The sequence below is a fragment of the Arthrobacter sp. H-02-3 genome (assembly GCF_003097355.1).
Classification (GTDB): domain Bacteria; phylum Actinomycetota; class Actinomycetes; order Actinomycetales; family Micrococcaceae; genus Arthrobacter; species Arthrobacter humicola.
The window spans coordinates 1-21,303 of record NZ_PYUI01000025.1 but is presented as its reverse complement, the minus strand read 5'-3'; the positions used below and the strand labels follow the sequence as shown (position 1 = coordinate 21,303).

The window sequence follows — 21,303 nt, the reverse complement described above, 5'->3', positions numbered from 1 at the left end:
CGTGGCCGCGCCGGTGTTGTCCGCCGCGGTGTCCAATGCGTGGGTTGTCCACATAGCGGGGTGCTCGCTGTGGCGGTGTCGGAGGGGGCTGGGATACTGAATCAATGGCCAGTAACCAGAACGTCCTTTCCAGCCCAGCAGATTCCGCCACCGTAGATTCCGCCACCTCAATTTCCGGGGCCGCTGTCTCCGGCGCCGCTGTCTCCCCGACCCGGGAACAGGCCCAGGCTGTGCTGCGGGAGCTCGTGGGGCACCCCGAGGCGCAGTTCCATGACGGCCAGTTCGAGGCCATTGAGGCACTGGTCGACGGCGGCCGGCGCGCCCTGGTGGTGCAGCGCACCGGCTGGGGAAAATCGGCCGTGTACTTTGTCGCCTCGCTGCTGCTGCGCCGCCGTGGTGCGGGACCCACCCTGATAGTGTCCCCGCTCCTGGCTCTCATGCGGGACCAGGTGGCCGCCGCGGCCCGGGCCGGGGTTCGGGCGGTCGCCATCAACTCCGCGAACCAGCTGGAGTGGGACACCGTGCGCGAGCAGCTTGCCGCCGATGAAGTGGACGTCCTGCTGGTTTCGCCCGAGCGCCTCACCAACCCGTCCTTCCGGGAAAACCAGCTTCCCGAACTCGTCCGCCGGACCGGGCTGCTGGTGATTGACGAGGCCCACTGCATCTCGGACTGGGGCCACGACTTCCGCCCCGACTACCGGCGCATCGCGGACCTCATCACTCAACTGCCGGAGACTGTCCCGGTGCTCGCCACCACCGCCACGGCCAATTCCCGGGTGGTCCATGACATCGAAGAGCAGCTCGGCAAGGACGTCCTGACCATCCGCGGCGCCCTCGGCCGGGAATCGCTCCGGCTGGGCGTCCTGACCCTGCCGGATTCCCGCGAGCGGCTGGGCTGGCTACTGACCCACCTGCAGGACCTGCAGGGCAGCGGCATCATCTACACGCTCACGGTGTCCGCCGCCGAGGACACCGCCCGGCTCCTGGCCGAAGCCGGGCATGAGGTGCTTGCCTATACCGGACGCACCGACCCCGCGGACCGGGAACGCGCCGAGCAGCTCCTCAAGGACAACCAGGTCAAGGCGCTGGTGGCCACCTCCGCCCTCGGCATGGGTTTCGACAAGCCGGACCTCGGCTTCGTGGTGCACCTTGGCGCGCCGTCCTCTCCCGTGGCGTACTACCAGCAGGTGGGCCGCGCCGGGCGTGGCGCGGCGAACGCCGACGTCCTGCTCCTGCCAGGCTCGGAGGACCGCGACATCTGGCAGTACTTTGCCACCGCGTCCATGCCGTCCGAGGACAAAGCTGCCGCCGTCCTGACGGCCCTTGCCGAGGCCGGCACGGCAGTGTCCACTGTGGCCCTCGAGGCCCGGGTGGACCTGCGCCGGACCCCGTTGGAGCTGCTGCTGAAGGTGCTGGCTGTGGACGGCGCCGTCGAACGCGTGGGAGGCGGCTGGCGCTCCACGGGACAGCCCTGGAGCTACGACGCCGAACGGTACGGCCGGATCGCCGAGGCCCGGGTGGATGAGCAGGACTCGATGGTCATTTACCAGGACACCGCCGGCTGCCGGATGGAATACATCACCTCGGTGCTGGACGACGAAACGGCGCGCGCCTGCGGCCGCTGCGACAACTGCGCGGGCCGCTGGTTCCCGGCCGATATCGCCGAAGCCGCCACGGAGGCTGCCGGGCAGACACTCCGCCGTGCCGGCGTTGTCCTGGAGCCGCGGCTGCAGTGGCCCACCGGCATGGACCGACTGGGGGTGCCCGTCAAGGGCAAGATCAAGCCGGACGAGGCCCTCGCGGACGGCCGGGTCCTGGCACGCCTGACGGACCTCGGCTGGGGCGGTGCCCTGCGTGAGGCCTTCGCCGCCGGTGCGCCCGACCGGCCCGTGGACCCCGGCATGCTGCAGGCCTGCGTCCAGGTGCTCAGGGAATGGGGCACCGGAGACTCGCGGGCCCCAGGCTGGAGCGGTGCCGGCCGGCCGGCCGCGATCATCAGCCTGCCGTCCCGCGGCAAGCCCGTGCTGGTGGACTCCCTGGCCCGCGGGATCTCCGAGATCGGCCGCATCCCGTATCTTGGCCAGCTGCAGCTCCACCACGGCGGACCCACCGGCGGCCGTGGCGGCAACAGTGCCTACCGGCTCGCCGCCGTCTGGGACCGCCTGGTGGTGGGGCCCGAGCTGGAGGAAGCCCTGGCCGGAATCCGCGGCCAGAGCGTGATGCTCATCGACGACCTCGTGGACAGCCGCTGGACCCTGACCGTCTCCGGGCGCGCCCTCAGGCTTGCGGGCGCCGGCGCCGTTTTGCCGCTGGTGCTGGGCCAGGCCGGCTGACCGCGGCGCCCGCATGGCGGGGGAGCGCCAGACTGTCCAGCGTGCTCAGGAGCATCAGGACGGCGATGGCCACGAACGCCGCCCGGTACGGCGCCGCCGGGTCACCGGTCGCGGGGCCGGCGAGGGCATGGCTGCTTGACTCGAATACCCGCAGCAGCAGCGCCCCGACGGCAATCCCTGCCGCGGTCGCGAGCTGCACGAGCGTGGCGGAGACGGCGTTCGCGGACGGCAACTGGGCCGGGACGACGTCGGCGTACTGGACGGACGCGTAGGCCGAGAAGCCGATGGAGCGGAAGGCTCCGCTGGCCACGAGGACCGCGACGATCAGCGGCTCCGGCGTGCCGGCGTCGAGCAGCGCGCACAGCGCAAAGGTGACCGCCGAGGCCAACGATGCGAACACCAGGACGGGCTTGAAGCCGAACCGCCGGATGAGCGGCGTCGTGGCCGGCTTGATCCCGATGTTGCCCACGAACACAGCGGACACCATCGCCCCGGCGTGCAGGGGGTCCCAGCCGAAGCCGGCCTGGAACATCAGCGGCAGCAGGAACGGCACGGCGCTGATGGTCAGGCGGTACACAAAGCCGCCCGTGGCCGTCGCGCGGAACGTCCGCGCGCCGAAGACGGACAGATTGAACAGCGGCGTGCTGGACCTCCGCATCCAGGCCACGGCGGCGGTCAGGAACAGCAGGCCCGTCACGATCCCCGCGGCCGCCGCGAGTCCGGCGTCCCGGCCGCCCGTCAGTTCCAGACCCACCAGCAGGGAGCCCACCCCGAGCGTGGTCAATGCCAGCCCCAGCCAGTCCAGTCGCCGCGTGCTGTCGCCGGCGACCGCCGGGACCAGGCGCAGCGCGGCCAGGAACGCCGCCAGGCCCAGGGGGAGGTTGACCAGAAAGATCCAATGCCAGGACAGGTACGTTGTCAGGGCGCCGCCCACGAGCGGGGCCAGGACCGGGGCCAGCAGCCCGGGCCACACCAGGAACGCGGTCGCCCGCAGCAGGTCCTTCTTCGGCGTCCCGCGGAGCACCACGAGGGTTCCCACGGGGACCATCATGGCGCCTCCGGCCCCCTGCAGGACCCGGCTCAGGGTCAGCATGGTGAGGTCCTGGCTCAGCGCGCAGAGCAATGACGCGGCGGTAAAGGTTGCGATGGCCAGGCAGAACACTCGGCGTGCCCCGATCCTCTCCGCGAGCCAGCTGCTGAGCGGGATGCCCATCGCGACCGTCATCAGGTAGGCCGTCATGGTGATGTTGACGTCGGCCGGGGCGACCGAGAAATCGGCGGCGATGCTGGGAATGGCCGTGGTCAGGACGGTCCCGTCGAGGAATTCCATGAAGAACGTTGCGGCCACCAGGAGGGCCAGCCGCGGGCTCCAGCTGCCCTCGGCCGGAACAGTGCTGCGTGAGGAGGCTTTCATGCTCAAGGGTCCGCCGTCGGGTTCACGCATGGCGGAGCGGCTGTTCGGCTTCCAGCACGGCCATGGCGGCGTTGTGCCCGCCGATCGCGCTGACGGCACCGCCGCGGCGGGCGCCGGAGCCGCAGAGCAGGATCTGCGGATCGTCCGTGGCCACGCCCCAGCGGCGCGCCGGCGTGTCTAGCGGGTCGCCGTCTTCCACGAACGGCCAGTCGAGCCCGCCGTGGAAGATGTTGCCCCGGGGCATGCCGACGGCGCGTTCGATATCCAGGGTGGTCTTGGTTTCGATGCAGGGGCGACCGTCCGGACCCGTCAGGAGCAGATCCTCTATGGGTTCAGCCAGGACGGAGTTCAGGGAGGCCAGGACGGCGGACTGCAGTTCGGCCCGCCGGTCCTCGTTGTTCTCGGCCGTGACCAGCCGGTCCGGGACGTGCAGCCCGAAGACCGTCAGCGTCTGGGCACCTGCGGCCTGCAGTTCCGGGGACAGGATGCTGGGGTCGGTCAGCGAATGGCAGTAGATTTCGCATGGCAGCGGCGAGGGCACGGATCCGCCCGCGGCGCTGAGGTAGGCGGCGTCGAGCTGGGACCACGTCTCGTTGATGTGGAACGTCCCGCCGAAGGCCGCCTCCGGGCTGACGGACCCGTCCAGCAGCCGGGGGAGCCGTTTGAGCAGGAGGTTGACCTTGACCTGTGCGCCCTCGCGGCGATGGTTCGGGTTGTCGGTGCCGGTGCGGGTTCCGCTGTCCCGGAGCCGGTCCAGGACCACCGGTGCCACATTGGAGAGGATCCACCGCGCCGTTGCCGTGTGGTCCTGCCCGCCGCGGCGGTAGACCACGACGCCGCCTGGCCGGACGGCCGTGACGTCCGCCGAGGTCAGGATGGTCGCGCCGGCGTGGCGGGCCGCCCGCTCCAGCTCACCGGACACGGCGCCCATGCCGCCGACCGGCACGTCCCAATCGCCCGTCCCGCCGCCGATCAGGTGGTACAGGAAACAGATGTTCTGCTGCAGGTCCTCGTCGTCGGCCCGGGCGAAGGTGCCGATCAGCGCGTCGGTGAGGACCACGCCGCGGACCAGGTCGCTGTGCAGGTCCCGGCTGATGGCATCTCCGATGGGACGTTCGATCATGGCCTCCCAGGCCGCGGACGCCCCGGCCCGGGCGGCGAGGGACCGCGCTTCGGACCGCGGCAGCAGCGGCGCGGTCATGGTGGGCCAGAGGGCTTCCGTGAGCTTCCGGCAGGCGGCGTAGAACGCGGTGAAGGCGCCGAATTCGCCGTCGGGCGCGCCTACGGCGGCGAAGGACGCCGCGGTGGCGGCCGCGTCCTCGTTGTCCACCAGCAGAGCCCGGCCGCTGTCCCGGGGGTCCGGGGTATAGGAGGAATAGCGCCGCCGCGCCAGTTCGATGCGCAGGCCGAGGTCGTCGATGATTTGCTGCGGGAGGAGGCTCACGAGGTACGAGTAGCGCGAAAGGCGGGCATCGACGCCGTCGAACGCGTGCGCTGAGACCGCGGCGCCGCCGGCGTGCTCCAGCTTTTCCAAGACCAGGACGTCCCGCCCGGCCCTGGCCAGATACGCCGCCGCGGCAAGGCCGTTGTGGCCGCCGCCGACGATGATCACGTCAAATTCCGTGTTGCTCGACATGGGCCTATCCTGCCATCCGGATCCGCCGTCGGGCGCGCGGCGTCCGGCCACCGGACGGGTGCCCCCATCTGTCCTAAGGAACGCAAAAGGCCCCGGTCAGGGACCGGGGCCAAACGCGGAGACGGGGGGATTTGAACCCCCGGTGGAGTTGTGCCCCACACTTCATTAGCAGTGAAGCCCATTCGGCCGCTCTGGCACGTCTCCAATTGCTATTAACTAGCCAACCAAGGATACGCAGAAGGTGCCACACAGTGCAAAACGGCCGGTCCAGGACAACGCGGGATCACCTACGGCCCATGATGGGCCGGATGTGACCCCGCGTTGCTTGTCGCTAACGGGAGTGCGGGATCAGGCCTCCCGGCCGGCCAGGGCACGCCACAGGAAATGCTGACTCCGGCTTTGCAGGGCCGCGGCCTGCCGGTTGTCGGACGCGCCCGCGTGACCGCCCTCCAGGGCCTCATGGAACCAGACGTTCGGGATGCCCATGGCCTGCATGCGCGCCGCCATCTTCCGGGCCTGGACCGGCCCCACCCGGTCATCGGAGGTCGCCGTCCAGATGAACGTCTCGGGGTAGTCCACCCCGTCCTTGAGCAGATGGTAGGGCGAGAACGTCTTGATGGACTCCCACTGTTCCGGGTCGTCAGGGTCGCCGTATTCGCCGATCCAGGAGTAGCCCGCGGAGAGTTTGGTGTACCGGCGCATGTCCAGGAGCGGGACCCCGCAGGACACGGCGCCGAACAGTTCCGGATACTGCGTGAGCATGTTGCCCACCAGCAGCCCGCCGTTGGAGCCTCCCACGCAGCCGAGCCGCTCGCGGGACGTGACACCGCGGGAGATCAGGTCCTTCGCCACGGCGGCGAAGTCCTCATAGGCGCGGTGGCGGTTGCCCTGCAGTGCGGCGCGGTGCCAGGACGGCCCGTATTCGCCGCCGCCGCGGATGTTCGCCACCACGTAGACGCCGCCCCGGCGGTGCGGGGCCCCGCCCTCAGCGCCGGTGGACGCCGCGGTGCGCCGTTCCAGCCAGGCCCGGCCGACCGCCCCGCTGTAGGCCGGGGTCCGCGAGATCTCGAAGCCCCCGTAGCCGGACAGCTGGGTGGGGTTCTGGCCGTCCAGGACCAGGTCCTTGGAGCCCACCTGGAAGTAGGGGATCCTAGTGCCGTCCTTGGAGACGGCGAAGTGCTGCTGGACTTCGTAGTCCGCCTCGTTGAAGAACGACGGCGAGGTCCGGATCACCTCGTGCGTGCTGGTTGCGCCTGCGCCGGAGTCACCGCCGCGGGTGAGTGTTCCCCGGGTCAGGGTGGTGGGGGTCGTGAAACCGGTGGCGATGAGCCAGAAGTCATTCCCGGCGCCGGGCGACTCGCCCTCGGACACCGAGGCGGCGCCGCCGGTGCCGTCGTCGTCCGTGCCTTCGGCGTCGTCTTCGTCGTCAACTGCGAAGGCGTTGACGTCGTGCAAGGGCGGGCAGGCGTCCAGGACGGTGGCCTCCCATGCCGAGTCCGTTCCCGGGCGCCGCGGATCCAGGACATGGATCTCCGAGGACACGTCCCGAAGCAGATTCAGCAGCAGGAAGTCCCGCGTCCAGCTCCAAGACTGCAGGGAGGTGTGCGGATCGGGCGAGAAGAGCACGGCCAGGTCCCGGCTGCCGGCGAGGAAGTCCTCGAAGCCGGCCGCGAGGAGGGAACCCGCGGGATATGTGGTGCCGTTGACCGTCCAGTCGCGCTGCGGCCGGAACAGCAGCCATTCGCGGTGCGAGCTCAAGTTCACGTCCGCGGGCACGTCGATCTGCACCCACTGGCCGTCGCGCAGCACGGAGGTGTTCTTTTCGAAGAAACTGATCCAGTCGACCGCAAACGTGCGTTCGAAGCCCGGCGTGGAGTCATGGGCCACGATCGCCATCATGTGGTCCTCGGGGATGTCGAAGAGCTTCTCGGCCTGTGTGAGGGATTCGCCCCGGCGCAGCTTCACCCCGGTCCGGGCGTAGGAGGAGGTGGTCCGCGGCAGGCCGTCGGCCGTGGTGGCGACAAGCAAGGTGTCCGCGTCCAGCCAGGAGGCGTTGCCCTTGCCGGTCGGGAGGTCGAAGCCGCCGTCCGCCGGATCCACGAAGCCGCGCGCCTCGACGTCGAACTCCCGGTAGCGGTTCGCGTCCCCGCCGTCGGGAGAGAAGGCCAGCAGCGCCCGACGGTGCGGTTCGCCCGGGGCAGGGCGGAGGAAGTTGGCGCCGTGGAAGACCCAATCCTGGCCTTCGGCGGCGGCGAGGGCATCGACATCCAACAGGACGTCCCATGCGGGGGTCCCGGACCGGTAGCTGTCCCAGCCGGTCCGCCGCCACAGTCCCTTGGGGTTGTCCCGGTCCTTCCAGAAGTTGTAGTACCACTCGCCGTGCTTGCCCACCATGGGGATCCGGTCGGTGGAGTCGAGGACCTCCAGGATTCTGTTTTCCAGCTCGGTGTAGTCGGCATCCTCGAGGAGTTCTTCGGTGCGGGCATTTTGCTCACGGACCCACGCCAACTGCTCCTGGCCGTAGACGTCCTCGAGCCAGATGTTCTCGTCGATTGGTTCGGGTGCAGTCCCTGCAGCCGGGGCGGCGCCGGCGGCTTGGCCGGACGCGGACGGGTGATCAGCTTCTGTGGCGGTCATTTTTCCATCCAAGAACATCGGTGCGGCAGTAGCAAGTCACGCGGCGGGTCCGGCCCGCGGCCGGGTTGCCGATACGCTGGATGCCGTGGGCATATCGCGAAGCATCCGGACGGCAGTGATAGGCGCCGGTCCCCGGGGCACGAGCGTGCTGGAGCGGCTCCTCGCCAACTGGGCCGCCGCCGGCCCCGCCGGAACCCTGCACATCGACGTGATTGACCCGTACCCTGCCGGGCCCGGGCATGTCTGGCAGCCCGGGCAGTCGCGGCTGTACCTGATGAACACGCAATCGTTCTATCCCACGGTCATCCCGGAAGACCCGGCGCTCGCCGCGCCCGTGGCCGGGCGCACCTTTGACCAGTGGCGTGACCTCCAGCAACGCCAGCCGGATCCGTCGCTGACGGACGCGGAGCTCGCCGAGGTATCCGGGCTCGGCCAGGCGGACTTCCCCAGCCGGGCCCTGTACGGCCGTTACCTGCGCTGCACCCTCGAGGAGCTGCTCACCCGGCTCCCGGCCGGCGTCACCGTGGACTTCCACCCGGCGACGGCGACCTCCGTGCGTCACGCGGCTGCAGCGGGCGCTGACCCGGCGGCTGCTGACCCTGTTGCCGCACAGGATTCTGCGGTGCGGTTCGACGTCGTCCTCGACGACGGCACGGTGCTCATCGTCGACTCCGTGGTGTTGGCCCTGGGCCATCTGGACGCGCGGTTGAACGCCGAACAGCGGGAGCTGCTCACCGCGGCGGAGGAGCTCGGCCTCCTGTACCTGCCGCCGGCGGCGCCCGCCGACGTCGACTGGTCCGTGGTGCCGGCCGGTGAACCAGTCCTCGTGCGCGGTATGGGCCTGAACTTCTTTGACGTGATGGGACAGCTGACGGAAGGGCGCGGCGGGCGGTTCCTGGCCGCGGAGGACAACGCCGAACTGACATACGTGCCGTCCGGCCGCGAACCTCTCATCATCGCCGCCTCACGCCGCGGGACTCCCTACCGGGCCAAGGCCACGCTCACCGGCTACTACCCGGGCTCGGTCCAGCTGCGGTACTGCACCGAGGACGCGATCGCGAAGTTCGCCGAGTCCGGTATCCGGCCGTCCTTCGACTTTGACCTCTGGCCGCTCCTGCACCGCGACGCGATCTGGGCCTACTACTCGACGCTCGCGCGCTCGCAGCCCGGTGCGGTCCTGACCGATCCGGCCGAGTTCCTGCGCGCCCTGGACGAGTCGCTGCGGCCGCACGCGCATTCGACCGGCAAGTGGGAAAACACCATGGAATCCGTGATCGCCATCCATGTCCGGGCAGCCCACCGCCTGGACTTGCTCGGCCTCGCAGCTCCCCTGGCCGGGCGCTCGTTTGGCTCCCGGGCTGAACTGGATGCCGCCGTCGTGGACTATCTGCTCGACGACGCCCGGCGTTCGGCGCTCGGCGAGAACGACGCCGTGAAGATGGCCATCGGCGCCCTGCACCACGGCCGGGCGGTGCTCAAGACTGCTGTGGCCGACAGTGGCATCACGGACGAATCGTGGGTCGCGGGCCTGCGCGGCTGGTTCGAATCTTTCGTGGAAGGCCTGGCGAGCGGTCCGCCGGCGCTGCGTGCCGCGCAGCTCGCGGCCCTGGCCCGCGCGGGGGTTGTCCGCTTCGTGGGCCCGGACCCCAAGTTCGGCGTGGACCGCCGCGCCCGGACGTTCATCGCGGCGTCGCCCTGGGTGGGCTTCGGCACCGATGAAAGCGTCGACGGCGGGTCCGGCGGTGTTCTGGGCGGCGCGGGGGGTGCCGGCGCGAGCTCCGGGACGGGCGGTGCCGGCCTGGGGACCGCCTCGGGCGGTGCTGGCTTGGGGGCCGCCGTGGCGGGCGACTCCGCTGCGGGCTCCGTGGCGGCGTCGGCGATGATCGAGGCGCTTGCGCCGGCCAACCGGGTGGCCGTGAACGCCTCGCCCCTGCTGGAGCAATTGCTGGCCGAGGGGCTGGTGCGGCCGCGCCTCATGATGAGCGTGGAGGGGACCCCGGTACAGGCCTCGGGACTGGACGTCGTCCCGCATCCGTATCGGCCGCTCGGGGCCAACGGGTCCGTGACGGAGGGAATCTACGTGCTCGGGCTCCAGCTCTCCGCCGCGCAATGGGGCACGGCAATCGCCGCCGAGGCCCGGCCGGCGTCGGGCCCCGTCTACCGCAGCGGGCAGCGCACCCTGCGCGACGCCGACGAGATCGCCCGGGACATCCTGGGCCGCTGACACGCAGCTGCACGTCTCTGGCCCGTATCCGCCCCTGTGAAAAGTGGACATGCCCTCCCGTGGGGCGCGGCGGTGGACTCTTGGTGCTTATGACCAGTCCTGAGGCTTAGGGCTGGGCATGTCCCGTGTTGTGGCGGGCCGTGAAAAATGAGCATGCCCTCCCGTGGGGCCCGGCGGTGGGCTCTTGGTGCTTATGTCCAGTCCTGAGGCTTAGGGCTGAGCATGTCCCGTGATGTGGCCGCGGCATCCTGGCTCCTTGGGTTCCACCCCGACACCTCGACAAATGGACATGCCCTCCCGTGGCGCCGGGCGGTGGACTCTTGGTGCTTATGTCCAGTCCTGAGGCTTAGGGCTGAGCATGTCCCGTGATGTGGCCGCGGCATCCTGGCTCCTTGGGTTCCGCCCCGACACCTCGACAAATGGGCATGCCCTCCCGTGGCGCCGGGCGGTGGACTCTTGGTGCCTATGTCCACTGCTGCGGGCCAGGGGAGGGCATGCTCACTGCTGCGGGAACTACGAGAACGGGGCTACGTGCCCCGGGCTACGGAAGCCCGGGCCACGGATCAGCCCTTGAGGCACTTCCGGTAGGCGGCCATGGCTGTCCCGTAGTTCACCTGGCCCACGACGTCCGCGGGCCGCGTCGGCTTGACCGGCGGGACGCACTTCGGCGGGACGGGGGTGCTGGCCGCGATCAGCACCGCAGTCTTCACCACAGTGCCGGATTCGACGGCGGTGAGCACCAGGGTGCCCGTGCCGGCAGCCGCGGCTGCAGGAACCTTCACGTCCACCGTGGCGGCGCCGGCGGACACCGGAACTGAGCCAAGGGACGTCACGGCACCTGCAGCATCCGTAAATTCGGCGCGCAGCGAGGTATTCACCGGGCTGCCCAGCGAGGTGAGGTCCAGCTTCGAAACCGCCAGGGTGACGGAGTCCCCGCCCTTGACCTCCGCCGCCGTCGTGTTCACGACCGCCACGGAGCGGCGGGCGAAGTCCGGCGAAACGGGGTTATGGCCCTGCAGGTAGGCGATCCAGGCGTCGCGGTCCACCAGCCCGGAGTCCTTGGTGCCGGCACCTTCCTTGAAGATGCGGAAGTTGTCGCCGCCGGTGGCCAGGAAGTTGAACGTCCCGATTCGGTAGGACTTCGCCGGGTCGACCAGCACACCGTTGACCCGGATCGAGGTGATCCGGTCACCGGCGGCGCGAGCGGCGTCGTAGGTGTAGTTCACGTTCTTGGACAGGCCCAGCTGCTGGTACGCACGGCTGGGAACCGTGCCGTCCGGGTTGGTCTGCCACTGCTGCTCCAGCAGCGTCTTGAACTGCGCGCCCGTCAGGGACGTGGTCCACAGATTGTTCACGAACGGCAGCACCGCGTTGGCCTCGGCGTACGTGATGGTGCCGTCGGGCGCGTAGTACAGCTCGTTGCGCAGACCGCCCGGATTGACGACGCCGATTTCTGCGGCGCCGAGTTCCGGCGCCTTCAGCGCATCCACGAGGGAGTCGGCCACCAGGTTGCCGAGCGTGGACTCGCTGGCCCGGTCATCGCGCACGGCCGGGGAGCCGCCAAATGCCGTCGTGATATCCGCGGTGACCTTGCCGACAGGCTGGTTGCCCACCACGGCGGCGTCGGCCAGGGCCTTGTCCACGATGGTCTTGACGGCGGCGACCCGCGGGTACTGGGCCACGAGGTCCGCTGCAGGCTGCGCGGCACTCGTGGTGCGCTGGACGTTGCCGGCCTTGTAGCCGGTCACCGACATGGTCTTGGTGTCGACGGTGAGCTGGATCTGGCCGATGAACTCGCCGTAGTTTCCGGTCTGGACGATCGGGCGGGACCTGCCGGTGGGCTGGCCCGCCGAATCCAGGACCGGCGCGTCCCAGGCGTACTGCTTGTGGGTGTGGCCGTTGAAGATCGCGGCAACATCCGGGGTGACCTTCTGGACCATCTTGGCGAAGGGGCCGCCGGCGGCGACTTCCTGTTCCAGGGTGGCGCCCTCAGGCGCACCGGACCCGGCGCCGTCGTGGTTCTCCACGATGATGACGTCGGCGAGCTTGTCCGCCTTGATCTTTGCCGCGACCCGGTTGATGGCCTCGACGGGATCCCCGAACTCCAGGTCCGCGATGCCCGACGGCGTGACGAGCGAGGGCACTTCCTGGGTCACGGTGCCGATCACGGCGACCTTGACGCCGTTCATGTCCAGGACCGTGTACTCCGGCAGAACCGGCGTGGTGGTGCCCTTGGCATAGACGTTGGCGCCCAGGTACGGGAATTTCGCGTTGGTTCCGCTGGCGCTGACGCGGTCGCGCAGGTCCGCCCAGCCGCCGTCGAACTCGTGGTTGCCCACCGCGGAGGTGCGCAGGTCCAGCGCGTTCAGCACGTCGATGGTCGGCTGGTCCTTGGCGGTCGCGGAGGCGAACAGCGAGGCACCGATGTTGTCGCCGGCCGAAATGAACGCCGTCGCGCCCGGCGCGGCGGCGGCGCGAAGCTTCTCGATGGTCCCCGCGAAGAACACGGTGTTGGAATCGATGCGGCCGTGGAAATCGTTGATGCCCAGGAAGTTCAGCTCAACGCTGGCCGGGGTGACGGGCAAGTTCAGGCCCACCACCACCGGATCGTGATCGCTCGCCCGGAACTGGTCCGGCGTGTAGTAGTCGGTGACGTTGTTGTTGTAGCGGCTGTACTCCAGCGCCACGGACTCCACGGAGTTGATGTTCCAGATGTCGGCGCCCGTGACCGCGGCGTTGGCTGCGGGGGAGGCGAGGATGTGGTCCAACGAACCCACGAGGCCGCCGAAGAGGTAGGAATGCTTGGCGGAGCCGTCGGCGTTCTTTGCCTTCTCATCCTGGTTGACGTAGCCGGCGCCTGTGAGGACGTTGATCGGGTCCTCCTTGGCGTAGGAGTTGAAGTCGCCGATCAGGAAGACCTTGTCCGTGCCCTTGGACTTCTGCAGTTCATCCGAGAACGCCAGCAGGGACTGCGCCTGGGCGGTGCGGGCTACGTTCGAGGCGCCCTGGCCCTTGTCGGTGTCATCCGGTGTGGCGGCGGAACCCTTGGACTTGAAGTGGTTGGCGATCGCGATGAACTTCTTGTCATCCGAGGCTCCGACGGGCTTGAAGACCTGGGCCAGCGGCTTGCGGGCGCTGGCGAATGCGACGGTGTCATTGTGGATGATGGACTCGCCCACCGGCTCGGCGGTGGCCTTTTTGAAGATAAACGCGGTGCGGATCATGTCCTCATCGGCCAGCGGGGGTGCGTTGGCGGGCGTGCGGACGTAGTCCCAGATCCCGGGCGTGGCGATGTTCAGGGCGTCGACGAGCCTGGCGAGGGCGTCGTCGCGGTTCTTGCCGAACTGGGCCGAGTTTTCGACCTCCATCAGCGTGACGACGTCGGCCCCGGACTTGGCGATGGCGGCGACGATCTTGTCCTGCTGCCGCTTGAAGTTCTCCGCATTCGCGGCGCCGCGGACGTCGCAGCCGCCGCTGACGGTGATGGGGTTGCCCGCCCGGTCGTTGTAGAACTTACAGCCGGAGATCGTGTCGCCGGTGGTGGGAAAGTAGTTCAGCACGTTGAAGGAGGCGATCTTGAGGTTGCCGCCGACGGCCGCCGGGGAGTCCGCGCGGGTGGCGCCGAAGCTTGCCGGCTGCACGGTGTCCGCGTTGGCGGCCGTGAGCTGTGTCAGGGGCTGGAACTTCCAGGCGTTGTTCGCGTAGCTGAGCACCACATTGGTTTTGAACGTCACCGGCGCGCCGACCCGGACGTGGTCGTCCGTGGTCAGGTACGGGAGCACCTGGGCCTTCGTGGCGGCGTCCTTGAGGAAGTTCGTGGTGGCGCCGTCGTCGAGCTTGATGCCGCGGGCGGCATTTGCCGCTACAGCGGCGGTGTATTCTGCGGAGCCGAACGGCGCGACGGCGGTGGGCTGCTCCAGCGCGGTGGTTCCGCCGGCCAGGCCGATCTCGCCGTACTGGTTCAGCGAGAAGTTGTCCGCCACGGTGACCGGTCCCTGAGGGGTGAGCAGCATGCCTTCGAGGGACTCACGGAACGCCTCGTCGGCCGGGAGGGCGAAGCCGGTGGCCTTGACCTCCGGGGCGGCATCGGTGAGCTTCTTCAGATCGGCTGCCGCGGCAACGGTCAGCTGGGTCATTCCGAAGAATTCGCTGACGGCGCCGGTGAGCTCGACGTAGTCACCGATCCTGACGGAGTCCACCGTGGAGGGCGAGTAGACGAACACAGCGTCCGACGCCGTGTGGTTGGCCGGCGTGAGATCGCCGCCGGTGCCGGCGGTCTGGACGTAGTAGCCGGCGAAACCGCCGGTGGGGAACGTCGCGGTGACCCTACCGCGCGTCGTGACCGTGGACCCGGCCAGCGGGCTGGCCGCGCCGGTGCCCTGGATTTCGGCGATGGTCTTGGTGGCCGGAGGCGTGCCGGGGTCCGCGGGCGGGTCGACGGGGCCGGGATCTGCGGTGCCGTTGGCAGCCTTCGGTGTGATGGCTGCGTTGAGCGCGAGGTCGGCGGAGTTGTTGTTGGTGTCCGCGCCGTTGCTGCGGTTCAGGCTCTTGACGTCGGTATTGCCCGACGGCGCCGCGGCCGCCTGGGTCTCGAAGGTGTTCGACGTGCCGTAGCCGAGCACGTCCGCGACGTTGGCCGGTTCAATGACCGAGCCGGTCGGCAGCGGGTTGAGTGCGGTGGACTGTTTGGCCAGCACGATCGTGCCGCCGCCCCCGGCCGGGTTGAACCCGGTGGCGGTGGTGTCCGCGGCCGGGAGGTCCGCGCCGGCGGTGCCGTTGCTGCCGCCCTTGAGGAGGTAGTACCCCTGGGCGGGGATGCTGCCGCTCAGGGCTGCAACCGAGCTCGGCGCTCCCGTGCCTGTGGCGGAGCGGTACTGGAGGGACCAGCCGTCCAGCGAAACGGGCGCGTCGGAGCTGTTGTAGAGCTCGACGAATTTGTTCTTGAAGGCGGCGCCGGTGCTGCCGCCGCTGAGGTAGGCCTCGTTGATGACCACCGGTGAGGTTCCGGTTGCCGCCGGGGAAGCCTCCACGGCATGTGCCGGGGCTGCCGCTAGCGGAGCCGCTATGAGCGCCGCCGACAGGGCTGTGCCCAGCACTGATTTCCAGGGTGTTTGTTTCATCCGCTCTAACTCTCATTAGGGTGCCCCGGGTAAAGGGCAGGGTGCAGTGCGTCCGCCGGGTGCAGCGGACAGTGGCCGGCCTGAACTCCTGGTCAAGTCGTGCCGGGCCCATCCAAACAGGGGTGAATGAACAACGTATGGATTAAACGTGCATTCGGCGGGACGTCCCCCAGCGAGACGCGCCGCAGCCTTCCCGGAGCGGCTCGAAAGCCCCGGGCAGCGGTGACTGATGATGCAGGTGAGCGGTGTCCGGGTGCCTCCACCGGGCGCTCCACAGCAGAATACCGGCCAGTAGCCCTCGGGGAAGGGACTGGCCGGTATTTCTTCCAACAATTTTTGTAATTAGGTGGCTGAGGCCTTTCGGCCCTGCCTGTCGGGGAGGCCGGGGCTAGCGGTCCCGGGCTCCGGGGCTACGCGTCCGCGGCGGGCTGGCCTCCCTGGCTGGTGTCAGCCACGATCTTGAACATCGCGCCGGTGGGGTCGGTCAGCGTCGCGAGCCGGCCGAAGGGGGTGTCCTCCGCCTCTTGGATCACCGTGGCGCCGAGGGAGACGGCCTGGGCAACCGTGGCGTCCGTGTCTTCCACGGCGAAGTAGACCTGCCAATTGGAGGGAACCTCGGCGGGCAGGTAGGCCGAAGCGTCCATGATGCCCGCCTTGGCCGCCGGGCCCGCGCCCAGCGTGGTGTAGCGGAATTCCGGGGTGTCGCTCATGACGTCGGTGTCCCAGCCGAACACGTCCTGATAGAACTTGACTGCAGTGGCGTAGTCCTTGGTGTGGAGCTCATGCCAGGCCGGCGCGCCCGGTTCGGCCGCCAGCTCAAAGCCCTTCATCTCGGCCGGCTGCCACACGCCAATCGACGCGCCTGTGGCGTCCGCGATCATGGCCATGCTGCCCTGCTCGGGAACTTCCATGGGCTCCATATAGACCTGCCCGCCGTGCTCCGTCGCAGCCTCGACCGTGGCCGCGGCGTCCTCAGACCGCAGGTACGTGGACCACATGTCGGGCCAGGCTGCCTGGTCCGGCCGCTGCTGCATCATGCCGGCCACGGACTTTCCGTCCTTCGAGGCGGTGATGTAGCCGCCGTACTTTTCCGCGTCGCCGGTCTGGAAGGTCCAGCCGAACAGTGCGCCGTAGAAGGACTTCGCCTTCTCGGCGTCCGACGTCATGAGGTCGATCCAGCATGGTGCGCCGTTGGAGTGGTCGGGTGTGGGCATGGGGACTCCTGCTCTCTGTGGCGGACTGGCATCGTCGTGCGGCCGCCGGACTAGTGTGCGTGTTGGAGGCGTTGTGGTGGAGACGAACTGGTGGAGACACAGCGAGACTATGACGGGGCCCCGACACTTTCAATGGGGAGGCTGTCCGCGGCGCAAATGGCAGCACGCGTGGCCGCACTCAACCCGTGCTCCGCTGCGGCCGCCGTCGTGCTCCCCGCGCGGTCAACAAGCGGTCAAGCACCGCCGCAAACGCGCACCACGCGCGCTTAGAGTGACGCGTAGAGCTTGCCCGTTGATGTCAACGTGCCGTCCAGTTTGAACAGCGAAGACGTGCCCATTTGGGGGTCGTTGATGGGGCGGTTCTTCCACGCGAACCGTTCGACGTACGGCAGCTTTCGCATGCCCGCGACGGTCTCGCGCATGAACTTCTCGACCATCGGGCGGGTGAACTCGTTCTTGTGGGTCTTGGAGACATTCCAGTCTGCGACGGCGTATTCGGTGACCCAGACGGGGCGCTGGTACTTGTCGTGGAGGCGGGCAACCTTCCTGAGGAAGTCTGCGGTGTCCGGCCAGGCGTAGCAGTGCATGGTCATGAAGTCGACGCGCAGGTTTTCCCGCTTGACCCGGAGCATGAACTGGTCCAGCCATTTGGCGTCCGGGCTGATCGTGGCCGGAGATCCGAGCCGCAGCCCGGTCGTCTGCAGCAGCGGCCACAGCCGGACTGCTTCATCGACGGACATATTGGCCTGAAGCGGGTGGTCGGGTTCGTTGAAGCCGAGGAGGTTGGCGGTTTTCGTCTGGCTCAGCTCCCGGTTCACAAAGCCGAGCGCATCTTGTTGGAGCAGTCTCCTGCCGTCCTTGATCATCGGGACGAAGGGTTTGCCGGTGTAGGTCCGCGTGGCCTGCCAGGTGTAATACCAGTCGGGGTTGAGGCTCTTGATCTGCCTGAATGACAGGGCGTCACTGCCGCCGTTGGATGCGCCTTTGAGAGCCTGGACAGGAGTGGCCGCATTAGCCGAGCCGGCACCGGCTGCCATCAGTCCGGGGACCGCCAGAGCGGCCAGCGGGAGTGTGAGAAAGTGTCGGCGTTCCATGGGTTCCTTTATCAGGTCGTGGGGCGTTCTGCCTTGGCCCCGCTGTTCGATGGGCCTTTCGCTTCAGGTGTCAGCTTTTGTACGCAGGGTAGCTTGCGCGCAGACGCGCCAGCGCCGTGGTGTATTTCGTCCCTGCCGCCGCGAAGGCGGTGACGGTGGCCGCCAGCCGGGTTCCGTTGCCGGCTACTGTCCGGGCGTATTTGGTGCGGAGCGCAGAGGTGCTGGCTTTGTAGTCGGCCACGGCCTTGGCGTGCGCGTCTGCCAGCTGGGCCCGCTTGAGGCTGTAGTCAGCCTGGGATTTGGTGTACCCGTCTTTGAGGGCGGCGACCCGCGCGTCCCGGGCGGGGGCTTCCTTGGCGTAGGCGTTCTTGAGCTGCGTCCGGGCCTTCTTGTAGTCGACCTTGGACTGGGTGTAGGCGTTCTTTAGGGCTTCGATGCGGCCGGATTTGGCGCGGTATTCGCTGTCGCGTTGTGCCGCCAGCTGGGCTCGCGCGGCTGCGTAGTCTGCCTTGGATTGGGTGTACCCGTCGCGGAGCGCCTGGATGCGGGTGTCCCGGGCGGGGGCCTCTTTGGCGTACGCGGCCTTGAGTGCGGCGATTTCAGCGGCGTAGCTGGCTGTGGCTTTCGCGTACGTCGCTTTGGCCAGGTCCTTCGCTGCGGTGGTTTTCGCTGCTGCGTATTCCTTGGCGTAGGCGACTTTCTTTGCGGAGAGTGTCGTATTGGCTTTGGATACTGCCGCGTCGTAGGCCGCTCTCGTGCTGGCGTATTTGGCGTATTCGTTGGCGATGGCTTGTTCGAGCGCTGGTTTGACCCGGTTATTCGCTTCGGTCAGGTCGGCGACGGCTTTGGCGTAGGCCCGGGTCTTCCGGTCGAAGGCAGCGTTTTCGGCCGCGATAGCGGCATCCAGGGCGGGCCGCTTTTTGTCTTGGGCGGCGGCGAGATCGTCCATGGCTTTGATGTGCTCTGCGGCTTTCTGGGCGTACGCCGCCTTTTCCGCTGCTAGAGCCCTGTCGAGCGCGGGCCGTTGTGCGCTGTTCGCCTTGCTCAGCGCCGCGGTCGCTTCGTCGTAGGCCGCGTTGGTGGCGTCAATGTCGGCCTTTTTGGCCGCGAGTGCTTTGTCCAGGGTGGGCCGGAGGCTCGCCTGGTAGGCGTATTCGCTGGCCTGAGCGTCAACGAAACGCTGGGCGGCGGCCTGGTAGTCAGCCGCCAGGAGGACGAAGGATGCATTGTATGCGGCCCTGGTCATGGGGGCTGCCGTGAGCGAGGGGGCCGCTGTGCCTGCGGAGCCGGTTGCGGTTGTTTGGGTGGCAGCGCCGGCGGCTGGAGACACCGCCATGGCACCAAAGGTCAGCGCAAGGCTGAGGCCAAAGATGCTGGTGATGCTGGTGGTGTTCTTCTTCACGAGGCTGATCGTACCGCCCAGCTTTGCGTTTTGGGCATCAGAATGCTAGTCACGCGGAAAGAATGCGCTGATCTTGCGGCATGCAAAGCGAAACCCTCGGCCGCAATGCCGGACGAGCGAGCCGGGGGACGAGTGAGGCCGGCTGGGACAATCTCTCGATTGCCTCAACCGGCCTCTGAACCGCGCAAACTTTGCGCTAACTGCATCGCGCAGACTCTGCGCTCTCGCGGAAGGTAAGAGATTCGAACTCTTGGTACGGGGTTACCGCACACTGGTTTTCAAGACCAGCTCCATCGGCCGCTCGGACAACCTTCCCTAACGAGTAGTCTTTCATAGGCAGTCGGCTGCCACAAAAAACGCGCTGCGCTTGCGGACGCGTATGGCTCCCCGCCATATTCTGGGGAGAGATGTTGATCGGACCTGGCGATCGCGGCGCAGGTGCGCGGGGCCAGTTAGGAATCGGGAGTGCTCCATGAAGGCTGTCTATATCTCTGAGCCCGGCGGACCCGAGGTCCTGGAAGTCCGTGAGGTCGAGGCCCCGGTGGCCGGCCCCGGCGAGGTTCTGATCGACGTCGTGGCCGCCGGCCTCAACCGTGCGGACGTCCAGCAGCGCAAGGGGTTCTACCCGCCGCCCCCGGGCGCCTCCGAGATCCCCGGGCTGGAGGTCTCCGGCAGGATTGCGGGCTTCGGCCCGGGCGTCACCAAGGCGTTCTCGGTGGGGGACAAGGTGGTGGCGCTGCTCTCCGGCGGCGGCTACGCCCAGAAGGTTGCCGTGCCCGCCGGGCAGGTTTTGCGGATTCCCGACGGCGTGGACCTGGTCACTGCGGCATCGTTGCCGGAGGTCGCGGCCACCGTCTATTCCAACCTGATCATGACGGCGCAACTGCAGCCGGGCGAAACGGTCCTCATCCACGGAGCCACCGGCGGTATCGGCACCATGGCCATTCAGCTGGCCAAAGCCATCGGCGCGCGGGTGGCCACGACAGCCGGAAACGCGGAGAAGGTCAGCACTGCCAAGGCGTTCCTCGGCGCTGACATCGCCATCAATTACGCGGAGGAAGACTTCCCCGCGAGCCTGCGCGCGCAGAACGGCGGCAAAGGGGCGGACGTCATACTCGACGTCGTCGGCGCCAAGTACCTTGGGCAGAACATCGAGGCGCTCGCCGACTACGGACGTCTGGTGGTGATCGGGCTGCAGGGCGGAGCGAAAGCGGAACTGGACCTGGGGCAGCTGCTGCGCAAACGGGCGGCCATCATCGCCACGGCACTGCGTCCCCGACCGGTCGAGGAAAAGACCGTCATCATGAACGCCGTCCGCGACGCCGTCTGGCCGATGCTGACCGACGGCAGGATTCGGCCCCTCGTGGCCAAGACCTTCCCCTTGGACCAGGTCGCCGCCGCGCACACCTACTTCGATTCAGGCGACCACGTCGGCAAAGTCCTGTTGGTCATGTAGCGCCGGGCTCGGAGCGGACTCTGTGGACTAGACGCCACGGCCCCGCCGGGTCTTAAGCCGCAGGTCAAACCGCAGGTCGGCAACGACTTATTCCATCAATGGCATGCGCTGTTTTGCTGTCGGTCCATGAATGACGATAATGTAATTCCATACGCGGTATACACGCGTCTTGGGGCGCGTGTATGCTGTGTGGTTTCCTGCCCTCCGGGAGTGCCATGTCTATCCGCCACAGTCTCCTCGCCCTCTTGCAGGACCGGCCGCGCTACGGCTACCAGCTCAGGACCGAGTTCGAGGACCGCACGGGAGCATCCTGGCCACTGAACATCGGGCAGGTCTACACCACCTTAGACCGGCTGGAACGCGACGGACTCGTCCAAAAAGACGGCGGCGACGGCGACGGGCACATCATCTACAGCATCACCCCGGCCGGCCGAACCGAGGTCCGGGAGTGGTTCGCGCTCCCGGTCTCCCGCGCGAATCCGCCCCGGAATGAACTGGCCATCAAGCTCGCGCTCGGTCTGACGATTCCCGGAACCGACGTCGGCGCCATCATCCAGGCCCAGCGCGCCGTGTCCATCCGGGCCCTGCAGGAGTACACCAAGTCCCGGCGCGACACCGCCGCCCTCCAGCGCCCGGCCGATACCGCCAGAGTCCTGGTGCTGGACTCGCTCATCTTCCAGACCGAGGCCGAAGTGCGCTGGCTGGACCTCTGCGAGGCCCGCCTGATGCAGCTCAGCAACCCCCCGGCCTAGCCCGCCGCCCCCGGCCTAGCC

The 21,303-nt window shown here is 68.3% G+C and carries 11 protein-coding genes and 2 tRNA genes; 4 read left to right on the top strand and 9 right to left on the bottom strand.

Annotated features, from left to right (window positions below; all coding sequences use genetic code 11):
• Positions 1-104 precede the first annotated feature (104 nt).
• Entirely contained in the window at positions 105-2,333 is a 2,229-nt protein-coding gene (locus C9424_RS18655; RefSeq protein WP_116768362.1) for a RecQ family ATP-dependent DNA helicase, read from the top strand.
• Here C9424_RS18655 and C9424_RS18650 read toward each other — a convergent pair.
• The 4 genes from C9424_RS18650 to C9424_RS18635 form a co-directional block, all read right to left on the bottom strand.
• Positions 2,278-3,747, bottom strand: a complete 1,470-nt coding sequence (locus C9424_RS18650) for an MFS transporter (RefSeq protein WP_116768405.1) — start codon at positions 3,745-3,747, stop codon at positions 2,278-2,280. The two genes, C9424_RS18655 and C9424_RS18650, sit on opposite strands and share 56 nt — an antisense overlap.
• 22 nt (positions 3,748-3,769) lie before the next feature.
• Positions 3,770-5,383 carry a phytoene desaturase family protein gene (locus C9424_RS18645; RefSeq protein WP_116768361.1) on the bottom strand — a complete coding sequence of 538 codons (1,614 nt, stop codon included), beginning with the start codon at positions 5,381-5,383 and terminating at the stop codon, positions 3,770-3,772.
• Positions 5,384-5,499: 116 nt separating this feature from the next.
• A tRNA-Ser gene (locus C9424_RS18640) sits at positions 5,500-5,587 on the bottom strand.
• 144 nt (positions 5,588-5,731) lie between these two features.
• Positions 5,732-8,020, bottom strand: coding sequence for a prolyl oligopeptidase family serine peptidase (locus tag C9424_RS18635; RefSeq protein ID WP_116768360.1), 2,289 nt, complete (start codon positions 8,018-8,020; stop codon positions 5,732-5,734).
• A gap of 85 nt (positions 8,021-8,105) precedes the next feature.
• On the opposite strand from C9424_RS18635, the gene C9424_RS18630 reads away from it, so the two are divergent.
• On the top strand, positions 8,106-10,244 hold the full coding sequence (locus C9424_RS18630) for an FAD/NAD(P)-binding protein (RefSeq protein WP_116768359.1): 2,139 nt from the start codon (positions 8,106-8,108) through the stop codon (positions 10,242-10,244).
• A 563-nt stretch (positions 10,245-10,807) separates the two neighbouring features.
• Here the strand turns inward: C9424_RS18630 and C9424_RS18625 are convergent.
• The 5 genes from C9424_RS18625 to C9424_RS18605 form a co-directional block, all read right to left on the bottom strand.
• The gene (locus C9424_RS18625; protein WP_116768358.1) at positions 10,808-15,364 is read right to left on the bottom strand and encodes an ExeM/NucH family extracellular endonuclease; all 4,557 of its coding nucleotides are present in this window, start codon (positions 15,362-15,364) and stop codon (positions 10,808-10,810) included.
• Between the two features lie 410 nt (positions 15,365-15,774).
• On the bottom strand, positions 15,775-16,578 hold the full coding sequence (locus C9424_RS18620; RefSeq protein ID WP_116768357.1) for a VOC family protein: 804 nt from the start codon (positions 16,576-16,578) through the stop codon (positions 15,775-15,777).
• A 266-nt stretch (positions 16,579-16,844) separates the two neighbouring features.
• Positions 16,845-17,672, bottom strand: coding sequence for a glycosyl hydrolase (locus C9424_RS18615; RefSeq protein WP_116768356.1), 828 nt, complete (start codon positions 17,670-17,672; stop codon positions 16,845-16,847).
• A gap of 70 nt (positions 17,673-17,742) precedes the next feature.
• On the bottom strand, positions 17,743-19,074 hold the full coding sequence (locus C9424_RS18610; RefSeq protein ID WP_116768355.1) for a hypothetical protein: 1,332 nt from the start codon (positions 19,072-19,074) through the stop codon (positions 17,743-17,745).
• A 227-nt stretch (positions 19,075-19,301) separates the two neighbouring features.
• A tRNA-Ser gene (locus tag C9424_RS18605) sits at positions 19,302-19,389 on the bottom strand.
• Between the two features lie 157 nt (positions 19,390-19,546).
• Here C9424_RS18605 and C9424_RS18600 point away from each other — a divergent pair.
• Both C9424_RS18600 and C9424_RS18595 read left to right on the top strand, forming a co-directional pair.
• Positions 19,547-20,530, top strand: a complete 984-nt coding sequence (locus C9424_RS18600; protein WP_116768354.1) for an NAD(P)H-quinone oxidoreductase — start codon at positions 19,547-19,549, stop codon at positions 20,528-20,530.
• 215 nt (positions 20,531-20,745) lie between these two features.
• Positions 20,746-21,282 carry a PadR family transcriptional regulator gene (locus tag C9424_RS18595; RefSeq protein WP_116768353.1) on the top strand — a complete coding sequence of 179 codons (537 nt, stop codon included), beginning with the start codon at positions 20,746-20,748 and terminating at the stop codon, positions 21,280-21,282.
• The last annotated feature ends 21 nt before the right edge of the window (positions 21,283-21,303 follow it).